Annotated in this window: 14 protein-coding genes; 9 read left to right on the forward strand and 5 right to left on the reverse strand. The window is 69.1% G+C overall.

Features of this window, described 5'->3' with window-relative positions; all coding sequences use genetic code 11:
- The 4 genes from QTI20_RS06650 to QTI20_RS06665 all read right to left on the reverse strand — a co-directional run bounded on the left by QTI20_RS06650 (position 1) and on the right by QTI20_RS06665 (position 6871).
- Complete coding sequence (locus tag QTI20_RS06650; protein WP_503011358.1) at positions 1-1431, reverse strand: efflux transporter outer membrane subunit; 1431 nt, start codon at positions 1429-1431, stop codon at positions 1-3.
- A 2-nt stretch (positions 1432-1433) separates the two neighbouring features.
- Positions 1434-4514 (reverse strand): MexW/MexI family multidrug efflux RND transporter permease subunit, encoded by a 3081-nt coding sequence (locus QTI20_RS06655; protein ID WP_286549074.1) that lies wholly within the window; start codon positions 4512-4514, stop codon positions 1434-1436.
- Positions 4511-5611: an efflux RND transporter periplasmic adaptor subunit gene (locus tag QTI20_RS06660; protein ID WP_286549072.1), complete on the reverse strand. Its 1101-nt coding sequence runs from the start codon at positions 5609-5611 to the stop codon at positions 4511-4513. Before QTI20_RS06660 ends, QTI20_RS06655 begins: the two co-directional genes overlap by 4 nt.
- A gap of 96 nt (positions 5612-5707) precedes the next feature.
- On the reverse strand, positions 5708-6871 hold the full coding sequence (locus QTI20_RS06665; RefSeq protein ID WP_286550980.1) for an MFS transporter: 1164 nt from the start codon (positions 6869-6871) through the stop codon (positions 5708-5710).
- 198 nt (positions 6872-7069) lie between these two features.
- Between QTI20_RS06665 and gcvA the strand changes: the two genes are divergently transcribed.
- Entirely contained in the window at positions 7070-8089 is a 1020-nt protein-coding gene (gene gcvA / locus QTI20_RS06670; RefSeq protein ID WP_286549070.1) for a transcriptional regulator GcvA, read from the forward strand.
- Here the strand turns inward: gcvA and QTI20_RS06675 are convergent.
- Positions 8019-8903 carry a helix-turn-helix domain-containing protein gene (locus tag QTI20_RS06675; RefSeq protein WP_286549068.1) on the reverse strand — a complete coding sequence of 295 codons (885 nt, stop codon included), beginning with the start codon at positions 8901-8903 and terminating at the stop codon, positions 8019-8021. The two genes, gcvA and QTI20_RS06675, sit on opposite strands and share 71 nt — an antisense overlap.
- Positions 8904-9257: 354 nt before the next feature.
- Between QTI20_RS06675 and QTI20_RS06680 the strand changes: the two genes are divergently transcribed.
- Genes QTI20_RS06680 through QTI20_RS06715 form a run of 8 tightly spaced genes read left to right on the forward strand, consistent with a single transcriptional unit; the run spans position 9258 to position 15839 of the window.
- Positions 9258-9932: an RraA family protein gene (locus QTI20_RS06680; protein ID WP_286549066.1), complete on the forward strand. Its 675-nt coding sequence runs from the start codon at positions 9258-9260 to the stop codon at positions 9930-9932.
- Between the two features lie 14 nt (positions 9933-9946).
- Positions 9947-10216, forward strand: coding sequence for a UxaA family hydrolase (locus QTI20_RS06685; protein ID WP_286549065.1), 270 nt, complete (start codon positions 9947-9949; stop codon positions 10214-10216).
- A gap of 12 nt (positions 10217-10228) precedes the next feature.
- Positions 10229-10927: an amino acid ABC transporter permease gene (locus QTI20_RS06690; RefSeq protein ID WP_286549063.1), complete on the forward strand. Its 699-nt coding sequence runs from the start codon at positions 10229-10231 to the stop codon at positions 10925-10927.
- Positions 10924-11574, forward strand: coding sequence for an amino acid ABC transporter permease (locus tag QTI20_RS06695; RefSeq protein ID WP_286549060.1), 651 nt, complete (start codon positions 10924-10926; stop codon positions 11572-11574). The genes QTI20_RS06690 and QTI20_RS06695 overlap by 4 nt, the downstream gene beginning before the upstream one ends.
- Positions 11561-12286, forward strand: coding sequence for an amino acid ABC transporter ATP-binding protein (locus QTI20_RS06700; protein WP_286549058.1), 726 nt, complete (start codon positions 11561-11563; stop codon positions 12284-12286). Before QTI20_RS06695 ends, QTI20_RS06700 begins: the two co-directional genes overlap by 14 nt.
- Before the next feature lie 9 nt (positions 12287-12295).
- Positions 12296-13087, forward strand: a complete 792-nt coding sequence (locus QTI20_RS06705) for a transporter substrate-binding domain-containing protein (protein WP_286549055.1) — start codon at positions 12296-12298, stop codon at positions 13085-13087.
- An 8-nt stretch (positions 13088-13095) separates the two neighbouring features.
- Positions 13096-14325, forward strand: a complete 1230-nt coding sequence (locus QTI20_RS06710) for a UxaA family hydrolase (protein WP_286549053.1) — start codon at positions 13096-13098, stop codon at positions 14323-14325.
- Positions 14325-15839 (forward strand): M81 family metallopeptidase, encoded by a 1515-nt coding sequence (locus tag QTI20_RS06715; protein ID WP_286549050.1) that lies wholly within the window; start codon positions 14325-14327, stop codon positions 15837-15839. The genes QTI20_RS06710 and QTI20_RS06715 overlap by 1 nt, the downstream gene beginning before the upstream one ends.

The following is a 15839-nucleotide window of genomic DNA, read 5'->3' on the forward strand; positions in this document are numbered from 1 at the left end:
TCAGGTGCCGGGACCACCCTTTCGATCCGGAGGTGCTTGCCAGCCGCCGCCCAGCGCCTTGTAGAGCGCGACCAGGCTGGTGTACGAAGCGGTCTCGGCCTCGGCCACGGCGTCCTGCGCGCGCAGCAGTGTGCGCTGTGCATCGAGCATGCTCAGGTAGGGCGCCGCACCTTCGCGGTAGCGCACCTCGGCCAGTTCGGCGGCGCGGCCGCTGCGCTCCGAGGCCTCGGCCAGCCGCCGCAGGCGCAGCTGGTTCTGGCCGTAGCCGGCGAGTGCGCCTTCCACGTCCTCGATGGCGCGCAGCACGGTCTGTTCGTAGCGCGCGCGTTCGCCCTCGGCACGGGCCTCGGCGCCGCGCACGCGGGCCTTCACCGAGCCCAGCCGCAAGGCGGGCCAGCTTACGCCGGGCTTGACGCTGAAGGCGCGGCTCGACGAACTGCCCACGTCGGCGCCGCGCAGCGCCACAAAACCCAGGAAGCCGCCGATGTCGAAACGCGGGTACAGCTCGGCCGTGGCGGCGCCCACGTCGGCCGTGCTGGCCGCCAGGCCACGCTCGGCACGCAGCACGTCGGGCCGGCGACGCAGCAGATCGCCGAGATCGCCGATGGGCAGGCGCTTGTCGAGCACGCGCAGCTGCTGCGGCTGCAGCATGGGCTCCAGCTCGGCCGGGCGCAGGCCGGCCAGCACGGCCACGCGGTACGCCGCCTGGCGGCGCGTGGTCTCGAGCGCCGGCAACTGGCTTTCGGTGCTTGCGAGGTTGGCCTGCGCGCTGGCCAGATCGCCTTCGAGGCCGCGGCCGGTCTGCACCTGCGCCTCGGTCACGCGCAGGCTGTTGCGCAGGCTGTCGAGCGTGCGGCGGGTCACGGCGATGCGCTGCTCCGCACCGCGCATCTCGTAGTAGCTGCGGGCCAGTTCGGCCACGGCCACGATGCGCACCTGTTCGAGGTCGGCCGCCGAGGCCTGCGCGCGCGCCGTGGCCGCTTCGTCGAGTCGCTGCAGGCGGCCGAACAGGTCGATCTCCCAGGCGGCATCGAAGCCCGCGCGGCTGCTCTGCGCCAGCGTGCGCGCATCGGCCGGCATGCCGTTGCCCTGCGCGATGCCGCGGGTCTTGCTGGCGCCCATCGTGACGGCAGGCAGGCGGTCGCGCTCGGCCTCGGCCTGCGTGGCGCGCGCTTCCTGCAGACGGGCCTGCGCGATGCGGATGTCGTGGTTGTTGCCGAGGGCCCGCTCGATCAGCGCATCGAGCTCCGCATCGTCGAGCTGGCGCCACCAGTCGCGCTGCACCGCGTCGCTGGCGAACAGCGAGCGCTCGGGCGCCGAGATCGTGACCGGTGCGTCCGCGGGCGCGGTGTACCGGGGCCCCACGGCGCAACCGGCCAACAAGAGCGCGCCGAGTCCCCAGGCCGCGGCAGGAAGTAGACGTCCGTTCATCGTCATGCTCCCTGGACCAGTGCGTCGAGTTCGGCGGCGCGCGGCGAGCGGCCCACCGTGCGGTGGTCGCGTGCCAGCAGCGTGTACATGGTGGGCAGCACGAACAGCGTGAACAGCGTGCCCACCAGCATGCCGACCACGATCACCAGGCCGATGCTGAAGCGGCTGGCGGCACCCGCGCCGCTGGCGAACAGCAGCGGCACCAGGCCCATCACCATCGCGGCGGTGGTCATCAGGATCGGGCGCAGCCGGATGCGCGCGGCCTGCTCGATGGCGGGCCGGCGGTCCAGGTTGTCGCGCGCCTGGATCTCGTTGGCGAACTCCACCATCAGGATGCCGTGCTTGCTGATCAGCCCGATCAGCGTCACCAGCCCGATCTGGGTGTAGATGTTGACGGTGGCGAAACCCATGGCCAGCGGCACCAGCGCGCCGCAGATCGACATCGGCACGCTGATCAGGATGATCAGCGGGTCGCGCAGGCTTTCGTACTGCGCCGCCAGCACCAGGTAGATCACCACGATCGCGAACACGAAGGCCATCACCAGCGCCGAGCCCTCCTGCGAGAACTGCCGTGCGTCCGACTGCCAGTCGTAGCTGAAACCGGCCGGCAGCTTCTTCGCTTCCTCGCTCAGGAAAGCGACCGCGTCGCCCATGGTCACGCCCGGCATCGGAATGGCCTGGAAGGTCGCGGCGTTGAGCTGGTTGAACTGCGTGAGCTGATTGGGCCCGACGCTGGTCGACAGCTGCACCAGATTGGCCAGCGGCACCGGCTGGCCGCTGGCGCTCTTCACGAAGTAGCGCGACAGCGCTTCGGCCGACAGGCGCTGGTCGCGCGGCGACTGCGGAATCACGTCGTACGAACGGCCGTCCATGCCGAAGCGGTTGACGTAGTTCTCGCCCACCAGCACCGCCAGCGTGTCGCCGATGGCCTTCATGGTCACGCCCATGCTGTTGGCCTTGGCGCGGTCCACGCGCACCTCGGTCACCGGGTTGTTGAACTCCAGGTCGCTGTCGACCACGGCGAACCTGCCGCTCTCGCGCGCCGCCTTCTTCAGCGCCTCCATCGCTTCGAACACCGTGCGATGGTCGCCCGCGCTGCGGATCACCATCTGCACCGGCAGCCCGCCGGTCGAGCCCGGCAGCGACGGCAGCTGGAAGGCGAAGACGCTGCTGCCCTCGACCTCGTTCATGCCGGCCTGCACCTCGGCCTGGATCTGCTCGGCGCTGCGCTGGCGGTCCTTCCAGTCGGACAGCTGCACGCCGCCGATGCTGTTCGACACGCCGTCCGAACCGTTGACGAGCCAGCGCCCGGTGTTCTCGGGCAGCGCGCCCAGCACCTCGTCCCACTTCTTGCCGAACTTCTCGACGTAGTCGATGTTGGCGTGCTGCGGCGACTTGATGACGGTCATCACCATCGCCTGGTCTTCGCCGGGCGCCAGCTCGCGCTGCGCCGCGTTGTAGAGAAAGGGCAGGCTGACCAGCACCACGGCCGCCAGCAGGCCTGTCACCCAGCGATGGTGCAGCGACACGTCGAGCAGCCGGCCGTAGGCCGTGGACAGCCAGTCGAAGAAGGCTTCGGCATGGCGCGCCATGCGGCCAGCGCCCGTGTCCTGCGGCAGCAGGAAGGAGGCCATCACCGGCGACAGCGTGAGCGCGATCACGCCCGACACCACCACCGCGCCGGCCAGCGTGAAGGCGAACTCCTTGAACAGCGAACCCGTGAGCCCGCCCATCAGGCCGATGGGCGCGTACACCGCGGCCAGCGTGAGCGTCATCGCGATCACCGGGCCGGCCACCTCGCGCGCGCCGATCAGCGCCGCCTGCACGCGCGAGCTGCCTTCCTCCATGTGACGGTGCACGTTCTCCACCACCACGATGGCATCGTCGACCACCAGCCCGATGGCCAACACCATCGCCAGCAGGGTCAGCAGGTTGAGGCTGAAGCCGAACAGCAGCATCAGCGCGGCCGCGCCCAGCATCGACAGGGGAATCGTCACCACCGGGATCAGCACCGCGCGCATCGAGCCCAGGCACAGGAAGATCACCAGCACCACGATGGCCACCGCCTCGAGCAGCGTCTTCTGCACCTCGTCGATCGAGGCCTCGATGAAGCGCGCCAGCTCGAAGGGCAGCTGCACCTCGACCCCGGGCGGCAGGTTCTGCTTGACCGCGGGCAGCAGCTCGCGGATGCGCTTGACGATCACCAGCGGGTTGCCGTCGGGCGCCGCGTGCAGGCCCACGTAGATGGCCTTGTCGCCATCCATCGTCGCGCTGCTGTCGACGCTGGCCGCACCCAGCTCCACCGTGGCCACGTCGCCCAGGCGCACGATCGCCTCGCCGTCGCGCTTGACCACCATGTCGCGGAACTCGGCCACGTTCACCAGGTCGGTGTTGACGCGGATGTTCGACACCACGTACAGGCCCTTGACCTGCCCGGGCGTGGCCTGCACGTTGTTTTGCCGCAGCGCGTCGGCCAGCTCGCCGGCCGAGATGCCGCGCGCGGCCAGGCGGTTGGGGTCGAGCCACACGCGCATCGCCAGCGTCTGGCCGCCCGACACGGCCACGCTCGACACCCCGGGAATGGACGCGAACTGCGGCTGCACCACGCGCGAGAGGTAGTCGGTGAGCGCCGGGATCGGCATCGTCCTGCTGGAGAAGCCGACGTAGGCCACGGCGGTGGCCTCGCCCGAGGACTTGAGGATCACCGGGTCGAAGGCCTCGGCCGGCAGCCGGTACTTGACCTGGCTGACCTGCGCCATGGCCTGCGTCAGCGCCTGGTTGGCATCGGCGTTGAGCTTCATGCGCACGCTGACCACGCTGCGGCCCAGAGTGGACGTCGAGGACAGGTAGTCGACGTTCTCGATGGTCGCCACCGCCTGCGCGATGGGTTGCGTGACGAAGCCCTGCATCAGTTCCGGCGAGGCGCCCGGGTACTGGGTGGTGATGGTGAGGGTGGTGCTTTCGGTCAGCGGGTACTGGCGCACCGGCAGCTCGCCCAGCGCTCGGGCGCCCAGCAGCAGGATGAGCGTGCTCACCACCAGCGCCAGGACGGGCCGGCGCACGAACAGGTCGGTGAATCTCATGGCGTCGGCTCCGCGAAGGCCAGCGTGTCCTTCGCGACCGGCACCACCGCGGCGCCGCTGTACAGGCGCAGCTGGCCCGAGGTGACGACCTTCTCGCCGGCCTCCAGGCCCTGCTCGATGACGACCCGGCCGTCCTGCCGGTCGCCGGCCTTCACGAACACCTGCTGCGCGGTGAAGCCGCCCTTGTCGTCGGGGCGCACCACGAAGACCGCGTCGCCGTGCGTGCTGTAGGTGAGGGCGGTTTCGGGCACGGTGATGGCATCCGCACGCGCCGGCAAGGCCACCTTGCCATTGACGAACATGCCCGGCCTGAGCGCGCCGTCGGCGTTGTCGACGGTGGCTTGCAGGCGCACGGTGCGGGTGTCGGTGCCGATCTGCGGCTCGATGGTGCTGAGCCGGCCCTGGAACACGCGGCCCGGGTAGGCATCGACCGAGAGCGCCACCGGCTGGTGGCGGTGCAGCGCGGGCAGCGCGGTCTCGGGCAGCGTGAGGTTGGCGAACAGCGTGCGCGCATCGGTGAGCGACACCAGCGCGTCGCCGGCGCGCACGAACTGCCCAAGGTGGACACGGCGAATGCCGAGCACGCCGTCGAAAGGCGCCTTGACCTGCTTCTGATCGCGCATCGCCTGCGCGCGCTTGAGCTCGCCGCCGGCCTGGTCGAAGGCGGCCTGCGCCTGTTCGAGCTGTTCCTGCGTGGCCGCCTGCTGCGGCAACAGGCGGCGCGTGCGCTCGAGCAGCGCGAGGGCATTGGCACGCTGCGCGCTCAGGCGCTCCAGGTCGCCCTGCTCGGGCGCATCGTTGAGCTGGACCAGCAACTGACCCGCACGCACCTCGCCGCCGGGCACGAACAGGATTCTGGCAACCCGCCCGTCCACCTCGGCCGGCACCTCGACCTGGGACCGGGCCTCGAGCGTGCCGATGCCGCCGAGCATGCGCGCCAGCTCGGTCCTCTGTGCGATGGCCACCGCCACCTTGGCGGGCGGCATGCCAGCCCCCTGCGCGTGCGCCGGCTTGAGCCTGGCGACGAGCCCATAGCCGCCGCCCAGCAGCAGCACCGCGAGGCCAGCCCCCAGCCAGGCCCTTGAACGTGTCTTCATGATCTGTCCATATTAATCAAAGAAAGTTCTTTGATTATTGGCGATGGCAGCCGGACATGTCGAGCCATGGGGGGCAATGGCCCGCATGGATTCAGGCTATGGACGCCGGTCCCTCGCAACGACATGCGCCGTCAGCGGCACCAGGCAGACCAGCGCCGCGACCAGCCAGAAGGCCGCCGGCAGGCCGAGCGCATGGGCGACGAAGCCGATGCCGGCCGGGCCCGCCAGGATGCCGGCGTAGCCCGCGGTGGTGATGGCGCCGATGGCCAGGGCCGCGGGCATGGCGTTCTGCGCGCCGGCCTTGCGGAACAGCACCGGCACGATGTTGGATGCGCCCAGCCCGACGAGCAGGAAGCCCGCCATCCGGACCCACGCGATCGGTGCGGCCAGCAGCACGACGAAGCCGATGACGGCCAGCAGGCCGCCCCAGAACAGGGTGTTCCGGTCGCCCACCCTGGCCGTGAGCCTGTCGCCCGCGAGCCTGCCGGCGGTCATGGCGATGGCGAACAGCATGTAGCCCACGCCCGCCTGGCTGGGGTTCGCGAGGCCGGCGTCCGTGAGTAGGAGGGCGCTCCAGTCCAGCATTGCGCCTTCGGCCAGGAAGGTCGCGGCCGCCAGGAGCGCGAGCAGCAGCACGATGCCGCGTGGCCTGACCAAGAGCGAGCCTTCCACCCTGTCCGGCGCGCCCGCCAGCAGGCGCGGCCAGGCCAAGGCCATGGCCAGCGCCATGGCGGCGGCCGAGGCCAGCGTGCCCCAGAGCGGATCGACGCCCCAGGAGAGCAGCGCGGTCATCGATGTCGCGCCGGCGAAACCGCCGATGCTGAACAGCGCATGGAAGCCCGACATCAGCGGCGTGCCGGCCGCGCGCTCCACCGCCACGGCATGCACGTTCATCGCGACGTCGATCGAACCCAGTGCCGCGCCGAAGGCGAGCAGCGCGAGCGCCAGCGCCAGCGGCGTGGCGGCCACCGTCAGCGTGGGCAGCACCACGGCCAGCCCGAAGCCGCCGGCCAGGATGACGGGCTTGCTGCCGAAGCGCGCGCTCAACGGCCCGGTCAGCAGCATGGCCACGACGGAGCCGATGCCGATGCACAGCAGCAGCAGGCCGAGCGTGCCGTCGTCCACCCCCAGCCGCTGCTTGGCGAAGGGCACCAGGGGTGCCCAGCAGGCGATGCCGAAGCCCGCGACCAGGAAGGAGAGGCGGGTGGCGAGTCGGGTCGCGGCGCGATCGGGGGAGGGTGTTGCAGGGGGCGGCGGCATCGGAAGAGAAAGGGAGGGGGCGGAAGGTGCATCGGCCTCGGGGCGCGGACCCCGCGTCGTCGACGTGCGCAGCGGCAGGCCCGGCTGGCCCGTGAGGCTTCGCAGACGCATGAGATTTTCCAGAAGGTCGAAGTGCCGCATGCGGGGCATCCTAGAGAGGGACTGGCTCGGCTACCATCGACTTTTATGACGTCATCCATGAGCTCACCTCATGCCAGTCCGCGGCGGCTGCCTTCGCTCAACATGCTGCGCGCCTTCGAGGCGGCGGCGCGGCTGCGCAGCGTGACGCGCGCGGCGCAAGAGCTGAGCGTCACCCAGAGTGCGGTCAGCCACCAGATCAAGGCGCTCGAGGAATGGCTGGGCGCGCTGCTCGTCACGCGCGAAGGGCGGCAGCTCGCGCTGACGCCCGAGGGCGCGGCCTACCTGCCCAGCCTGAGCGCCGCCTTCGACCTGCTGGCCGACGCGACCCAGCGCATCGGCCGGGCCACGCAGCGCCGCACGCTGACGGTCAACGCGCTGCCGACGCTGGCGGCGCAATGGCTGATCCCGCGGCTGTCCGGCTTCTGCGCCCAGGTGCCCGACACCGACGTGCAACTCGCCACCACGGTGAGCGTGCTCGACTTCGCGCCCGCGGCCTTCGACGTGTCGATCCGCTGCCTGTCCGCGGAAGAGCTGGGCATGCTGCAGGCGCGCGCGGGGTGGCGCGGCGTGCGCTTCGGCGCCTTCCTGCCCGATGCGCTGACGCCGGTCTGCAGCCCGGCCCTGCTGGCCCGGCTGCCGGCGTCGCCGAAGCCGGCCGACCTGGCGCGCTGCACCCTGCTGCACAGCCGGTCGACGCCGCTGGCCTGGCGCGACTGGCTGGCCGCGGCCCGCGTGCGCAAGCTCAAGCCGGCGGGCGAACTGGGTTTCGACCACGCCCACCTCGCGGTGCAGGCGGCCGTGCAGGGCATGGGCTTCGCGCTGGGCAACCCCGACCTGGTGGCGGACAGCGTCGCCAGCGGGCTGCTGGCGATGCCCTTCAGCGCCTGGACCACGCGCGAGAAGACCTTCCACTGGATCCTGCCCGAGCGCTCGGCGCAGGACGCCGACGCGCTCGCCTTCTGCGACTGGCTGCAGGCCGGCGGCCGCGCGGCGACGGACCCGCGCGCTACTTCCGCCGGGGCCGCAGCGACTTCAGCAGCGCCAGCGTTTCCAGGGGCTGCAGCACCGCCACCTTGACCAGCGAATCGAACTCGCGCGTGAGTTCGGAGATGGTCTCCTCGTCCTGGCTCAGCAGGAACTTCTGGCCCAGGTTGATCGACGCATAGCGCTGGCCGAAGATCGTGACTGGAAAGCCGGCGAAGAAGTTGTCGCGCGCGTCGAAGCAGAACCAGCGGAAGGTGGGGTACACGCTCTCGTAGACCTCGATCATGTGGTCCAGCTCGCGCTGCCTGAACGCATCGGGCAGTTCGCCCCAGAGGTACTCGCCCTTGGCGAAGGCATGGATGATCTCCACGCTGGTGCAGACCTCCATGTCCGCGCCCGGACGCGACAGGTAGCGGCGCCGGTGCGCGATGCCCTCCTGCGCCTCCGCCACCGTGATCTCCGGATGGTCCTTGTACTGCCAGGCCAGGTTCTCGTCGCTCTTGAGCGGGTCGGGGAAGGTGGTCGGCAGGTAGCGGACTTTCATGCCGCCGTAGTTCTCCCGCCAGCGCGAGAACTGCTCCTGCTTGATGCTGGAGACCTGGAATTTCGCGCGCCCGGTCGCCGGTTCCTCGGCCGCATCGGCCGGCCGCTGGGCGTCGTCGTCCAGCCCGAGCAGCCAGTCGACGCTGACACCCAGTGCGCGCGAGATCTGCACGATGGTCTCGATGCGCGGCAGCCGCGTGGTGGTGTCGGACAGCAACTGGGAGATCGAACTCCGGTTGAGACCCGCCAGCGCGGCGAAGTCGTTCCTGGACATCTTTCTCTTGAAGAGCAGCGCATTGAGGCGCTCGCGGAACTGGGTGGCGTGCTCGGTCTTCGACGGCTCGCTCTCGGAAACATCAAGCATCTGCTCGCCTTCGCATGAAACGGTTGGGGAAGGGGCGGTCGCGACCGGCGCGACCGCGTTCGTTGAAGCGTCCCACAGCATGCCATCGCCGCAGGCCGGAACGGACGCCTTGACTCGGTCGATGCGCATGTGTTGCGCTTGCAACTCATTGTTCTTCAAGCATAACACGCCCTCCCAGGGAGGCTTTTCAGAGGGGAACCGGTCCCTAGGTGCGCACATGGCGCGGCCGATCGCCGCGCTGAAGCCCGCGACTCCCCCGTGTAAACCCTAGGAGTTTGATCTATTCGAAGAACATATGATGCACTTGCGCACCTAAAGCGCACATACGCAACATACATTTGATAGGTGGAACAAATGACAGTCATTCTGGATGCCGCTCAGGTCGAGCTGGCGAAGACGAAGCTCTACTCGGCCGTGGTCTGCGACGTGCTCGACACCCTGGGCTATCGCAACCAGGGCATGAAGACCTTCGTCCGCCCCCTGAACGACCAGCACGTCGTGTTCGGCCCGGCGCGCACGGGGGCCTACATGAAGGTCGGTGGGCACCTCGAGGGCGAGAACCCCTACGACATCGAGATGGACCTGCTCGACGACCTGAAGGAGGGCGAGGTGGTGGTGTTCGGCGTCGACGGCCCCACCGACAACATCGTGCCCTGGGGCGAGCTGCTCACCACCGGCGCGCGCGCCCGCAAGGCGGCCGGCTGCGTCACCGACGGCCTGATCCGCGATGCGCGCCAGATCCGCGAGGTGGGCTTCCCGGTGTTCCACGGCGGCATCGGTCCGTGGGATTCCAAGGGCCGCGGAAAGATGGTCGCGAAGGACGTCGCGATCCAGTGCGGCGGCGTCACCGTGCACAAGGGCGACTACGTGATCGCGGACATCGACGGCGTGGTCGTGATCCCGAACAAGGTGGTCAAGGAAGCCATCGCCATGGCCCTGGCCAAGGTGGACAGCGAGGACACCGTGCGCGCCGAGATCCTGGCCGGCAGCACCCTGCGCGCCGTCTACGACAAGCACGGCGTCCTCTGAGGGACACGCCGCCCATGAAGCGTTCCATTCGCCTCGCGGCGGAGGACAACGTGGCGATCGCATTCGAAGAAATCGTTCCCAACGATTGGGTCGAATGCGCTTCGATCGCGTTGCGTGCCTCCAGCCTCGTGCCCTTCGGCCACAAGATCGCCCTGGTCGACATCCCGAAGGGGCAGCCCGTGTACCGCTACGGCGTTCCGATCGGCTTCACCCTGTCGGACGTCCCCAGTGGTGCCCATGTGCATTCGCACAACCTCAGCACCTACTTCCTCGACCACCAGTGAGGGGCCTCCGGGATGAACTACACACTTGATTTCTCCTGGCTGCAGGGCAGCCTGCCGATGCTGTGGAGCGGGCTGCAGGCCACGGTGTTCCTCACGGTGGTGGCATGCGCGCTCGGTTCGCTGGTCGGCATCGTCGGCGCGCTGGGCCGCAACAGCGCCTGGCTGCCGTTCCGGGCCGCCGCCACCGCCTACGTGGAGGCGATCCGCAACACGCCGCTGCTGGCGCAGGCCTTCCTGATCTACTTCGGCCTGCCGGCGCTGGGCATCAGCCTCACGCCGATGGTCGCGGCCGGGCTGGCGCTGACCATCAACTGCGGGGCCTACACCGCCGAGATCTTCCGCGCCGGCTTCGAAGCGATCCAGAAGAGCCAGCACGAGGCGGCGACCGCGCTGAACCTGAGCCGCCGCCAGACCTTCCTGCACATCGTGCTGCCGCAGGCTTTCCGCAGCGTCTATCCGGCGCTGAGTGCGCAGTTCGTCCTGATCCTGATGGCCAGCAGCATCACCTCGCAGATCTCGGCCGAGGAGATCAGCGCGGCCGCCAACCAGATCCAGTCCACCAGCTTCCGCGGCTTCGAGGTCTACCTGCTCATCTCGCTGGTCTACCTCGCGATGGTGCTGGCGATGAAGTCCTTGTTCTCGCTCATCGGCGGCTTCCTGCTGCGCAACAGCGCGGGCGGGCGCCTGGTTGCAGAAAGGGCCGCGCCATGACCCGCTCCTTCGGCTGGCCCGACCTGCTGTTCCTCATCGAGGCCGCGCGCTGGACCGTGCTGGTGTCGCTGGTGGCCTTCGCGGGCGGTGCGCTCGGCGGCGCGCTGATCTGCATCCTGAAGCTCAGCGGCGGCCGGCTCGGCGGCGCCGTGGTCCGGGTCTGGGTGCAGCTGGGGCAGGGCATTCCGGTGCTGATGCAACTCTTCCTCTTCTACTTCGGGCTGAGCATCCTGGGCTTCAGCGTGCCGCCGCTGCTGGCCGCGGCCGTCGCCTTCGGGCTCTATGCCTCGGCCAACATCGGCGTGATCTGGCTGGGCGCGGTGGACGCCATACCGAAGCAGCAATGGGAGGCCGGCGAGACGCTGGGCCTGTCGTGGGCCCAGCAGATGCGGCAGGTCATCGCGCCGCAGGCCCTGCGGCTCGCGCTGGCGCCGACGGTGGGCTTCATGGTGCAGATCGTGAAGAACACCTCGCTGACCTCCGTCATCGGCATCGTCGAACTCGCGCGCGCCGGCCAGGTGGTGAACAACGCCACCTACCAGCCCTTCTCGGTGTTCTTCGCCATCTGCGTGATCTATTTCATCCTCTGTTTCCCGCTGTCGCTGCTGAGCCGCGGGTTGGAAAGGCGTCTCCATGTCGCTCATTGAAATCAAGGGCTTGAAGAAGTCCTTCGGTGCCCTGGACATCCTTCGCGGTGTCGACCTGAACCTCGATGCGGGCATGACCGCCATCATCGGGCGCAGCGGCTCGGGCAAGAGCACCTTGCTGCGCTGCCTCAACGGCCTGGAGAGGATCGACGCCGGAAGCATCCGCATCGACCGCCACCAGATCACGCCGACGCAGAGCGACCTCAAGTCGCTGCGGGCCGACGTGGGCATCGTGTTCCAGGGCTACAACCTGTTCCCCCACATGACCGTGGAGAAGAACATCACGCTGGCGCCGATGCTGGTGCAGGGCACGCCCCGGGCGCAGGCGCAGGACAAGGCGCTGCACGTGCTGTCGCAGGTCGGGCTGCTGGAGAAGGCCAAGGCCTATCCGGGCCAGCTCTCGGGCGGCCAGCAGCAGCGGGTGGCGATCGCGCGCGCGCTGGCGCTCAACCCCAAGGTGATCCTGTTCGACGAGGTCACCTCCGCGCTGGACCCCGAACTGACGGGCGAAGTCCTGAAGGTGATGGAGAGCCTGTCCAGCGAAGGCATGACGCAGATCCTCGTCACGCACGAGATGAACTTCGCCAGGCGCGCGGCCCGAACGCTGGTCTTCATGCACCAGGGCAAGGTCTGGGAACACGGCCCGACGGCCGAGCTGTTCGCGCGCCCGCAGACCAAAGAGCTCGACAGTTTTCTTTCTTCCATCGTCTAGGAGACAGCCATGTCCATCTTGAAATTCATCCGGGCCATCGTCGCCAGCGCGCTGGCGCTGTTGATGGTGTGCCATGTCCAGGCCCAGACGCTGGACCAGATCCAGAAACGCGGCAAGGTGCTGATCGGCGTGGACCTGACCACCGCGCCCTTCGGCTTCACCGACGCGCAGCTAAAACCCACGGGGGTCGACGTGGAAGTCGCGGGCCTGATCGCCGCGGGCCTGGGCGTGCCGCTGGAGATCGTTCCGGTGACGGGGCCCAACCGTATCTCCTACCTGCTGACCAACAAGGTCGACCTGGTGGTGTCGACCTTCAGCATCACGCCCGAGCGTGCGCGCACCATCTCGTTCTCCAACCCCTACGCCGCCACGCAGATCGTGCTGCTGGCGGAGAAGGCGAAGAAGTTCGAGAAGCCGGCCGACCTCGCGGGCAAGTCGGTGGCGGTGGTGCGCGGCACGGTGCAGGACACGCAGCTCACGCTCGTCGCGCCCAAGGACGCGGTGATCCGCCGCTTCGACGACGACGCCACCGCGGCCACCGCGCTGCTGAGCGGGCAGGTCGAGGCCATCGCCACCGGCTCCGTCATCGGCAACGAACTGGTCAAGCGCGGTGCGCAGAAACAGCTCGAGCTGAAGTTCGTGCTGACGCAGTCGACCTACTCGGTCGGCCTGCGCAAGGGCGACCATGAGCTGCTCCACTGGCTCAACACCACGCTGTATTACTACCGCCTGAACGGTGCGCTCGCCAAGGTGCACGAGAAGTTCATCGGCGGCCCCTACCCGGTCATGGGTTCGTTCTGAGGTGCGATGTGAAAACGGTTGAAACACAGTCCTTCCCCCTGGCCGGCTACCTGCGATCGGACGGCCGCAAGGGCATTCGAAACCATGTGGCGGTGGTCTACCTGGTGGAATGCGCGCACCATGTGGCGCGCGAGATCTCGCTGCCCTTCCGCGAGCAGGGCGCCCATGTGCTCGGCTTCGCCGGCTGCTTCTCCAACGACTACGCGACCCGCATGATGGAGCGGCTCTGCCTGCACCCCAACGTGGGCGCGGTGCTGCTGGTGTCGCTGGGCTGCGAATGCTTCAAGCGCGGCCCGCTCGAGCAGGCCATCGCCGCCTCGGGCCGGCCGGTGAAGACGCTGGTGATCCAGGACAGCGGGGGCACCGTCTCCACCATCCAGCAGGGCCGCGAATGGGTGGCGCAGACGCTGGCGACGCTGTCGACGGTCGAGAAGGTGCCGATGGCGCTGAGCGAGCTGATCGTGGGTACGACCTGCGGCGGCTCCGACAGCTTCAGCGGCGTGACCGCGAACCCGGTGGTCGGCCTGGCCTTCGACAAGCTCGTGGACCAGGGCAGCGCCGTGATGTTCGAGGAGCTGGGCGAACTCATCGGCTGCGACGAGCACATGGCGAAGCGCGCCGTGTCGGACGGCCTGGCGGACGCGATCCGCGCCGCCATGGCCAAGACCCGCTCCTACTACCAGCACTTCGGCCACGGCAACATCGGCGACGGCAACGTGGAAGGCGGCCTGACGACCATCGAGGAGAAGTCGATCGGCGCGTACACCAAGAGCGGCTCGCGTCCCATCGTGGGCATGATCAAGCCAGGCGAGATCCCGCCGGCGGGCGGCCTCTACCTGATGGACATGATCCCCGACGGCGCGCTGCAGTTCGGCCTGCCCGACGTCAACGACACCGCCGAGATCGTCGAGATGATCGCCTGCGGCTGCCAGATCATCCTGTTCACCACCGGCCGCGGCTCGGTGGTCGGCTCGGCCCTCTCGCCGGTGCTCAAGATCTGCTCGAACCCCAGCACCTACCGGCGCATGGCGGGCGACATGGACATCAATGCCGGCGCGATCGTCGACGAGCGTGTGAGCTTCCAGACCGTGGCCGACCAGCTCTACGACGCGGTGATCGACACGGCCAACGGCGCGAAGACCAAGTCCGAGCAGCTGGGCCACCAGGAATTCCTGCTCTGGTACAAGAACATGGAACCCTCGGGCCCGGCCTGCCTGCCGTTGCGGAGGGCCGCGTGATGGCCGGCCCCGAGCGCAAGGTCTTCGTCGGTGGGATCTGGCACGAGACCAACACCTTCTCCCCGGTGCTGGCGGACGTGGCGCAGTTCGAGGCGTATCAGTGCATCCCGGCCCACAAGCTTCGCCTCGAACTGGCCGGCAGCGAGACCGAGATCGGCGGCTTCCTGCGCGAGGCCTGGAAGACCGGGCTCGACGCGGTGCCGAGCGGCTTCTACGCCGCCGTGCCCTCGGGGCCGGTGACGCTGGCCGCCTATGCGAAGTTCAGCACGGTCCTGCTGGACGACATCGCGGCATCGGCCGGCGTGCTGGAGGGCATCTACCTGGCGCTGCACGGCGCCATGGTGCTGGAGGATGGGCAGAGCGGCGATGCACTGCTGCTGGAAGAAGTGAAAGCGCGCTGGCCCGGCCTGCCGCTGGTGGCGACCTTCGACATCCATGCCAACCTCAGCGACGCAGCCATCGAGGCCGCGGACCTGCTGATCGGCTACGACACCTTTCCACACGTCGACATGGCCGAGCGCGGCGCCGAGGCGGCCCGCTGGATGGCGCACATGCTCGCGACCGGCCGGCGCCCGAAGAAGGCCTGGGCCCGGCTGCCGCTGATCACCGTGCCACAGGCGCAAAGCACGCACGACGAGCCCATGGCCGGACTGCTGCGCCTGGCGCATGCCGCGGAGGAACAGCAGGCGGTCTGGACCGCTTCGGTAGTGCCCGGCTTCGCCTATGCCGATGTGCCTTACCTCGGCTTCACCGCGCTCGGCTATGGCGAGGATGGCGTCGCCGCGGCGCGGGTGGTGCAGCGGATCGCCGAGTCCGCCTGGGCGCAGCGCGAGGCCTTCGTCCCGCGGCTGGAGAACGAAGATGCGGCGCGCGCGCGCATCCGCGGCCTGGCGCACAAACCGGGCCTCGTCGTGCTCGCGGAGCCCGCGGACAACGTGGGCGGCGGTGGCCCGGGCGACAGCACGCATGTGCTCGCGCTGCTGCTCAAGGAGGACCTGGGGCCGGCCACGGTCGTGCTGTGGGACCCGCAGGCGGCGGCCCACGCGGCGGCGCAGGGCGTCGGCGCGCGCTTCGCGCGCCTGGTGGGCGCCCATTCGACGCCGCTGAGCGGCGACCCGGTGCACCTCGAAGGCACGGTGTCCGATGTGCGGGACATCAGCTACCAGCGCACGGGCCCCTACATGACGGGCCAGACCGTGCGCATGGGCCTGACAGCCCTCGTGCAGACCGGGCGTGTCACCGTCGTGCTGACCACGGAGCGGGTCATGCCCTTCGACAGCGACCACCTCACGGTGCTGGGCATCGACCCGAAGGCGCAGCGCTTCATCGTCGCCAAGTCGGGTTCGGCGTGGCGCGTGGCCTTCGAGCCCTGGTGCATCGACAGCATCTATGTCGACACCCCGGGCGTGGCCGCGTCCAACGTGACGCGCCTGCCCTACAAGTCGCTGCGCGGGCCGATGTTCCCGCTCGACAGAGACATCGCATTCGAACCGACAGTCCAGACAAGACCTTGA

The sequence above is a fragment of the Variovorax sp. J2P1-31 genome, assembly GCF_030317215.1.
In the GTDB taxonomy this organism is placed as follows: Bacteria; Pseudomonadota; Gammaproteobacteria; order Burkholderiales; family Burkholderiaceae_C; genus Variovorax.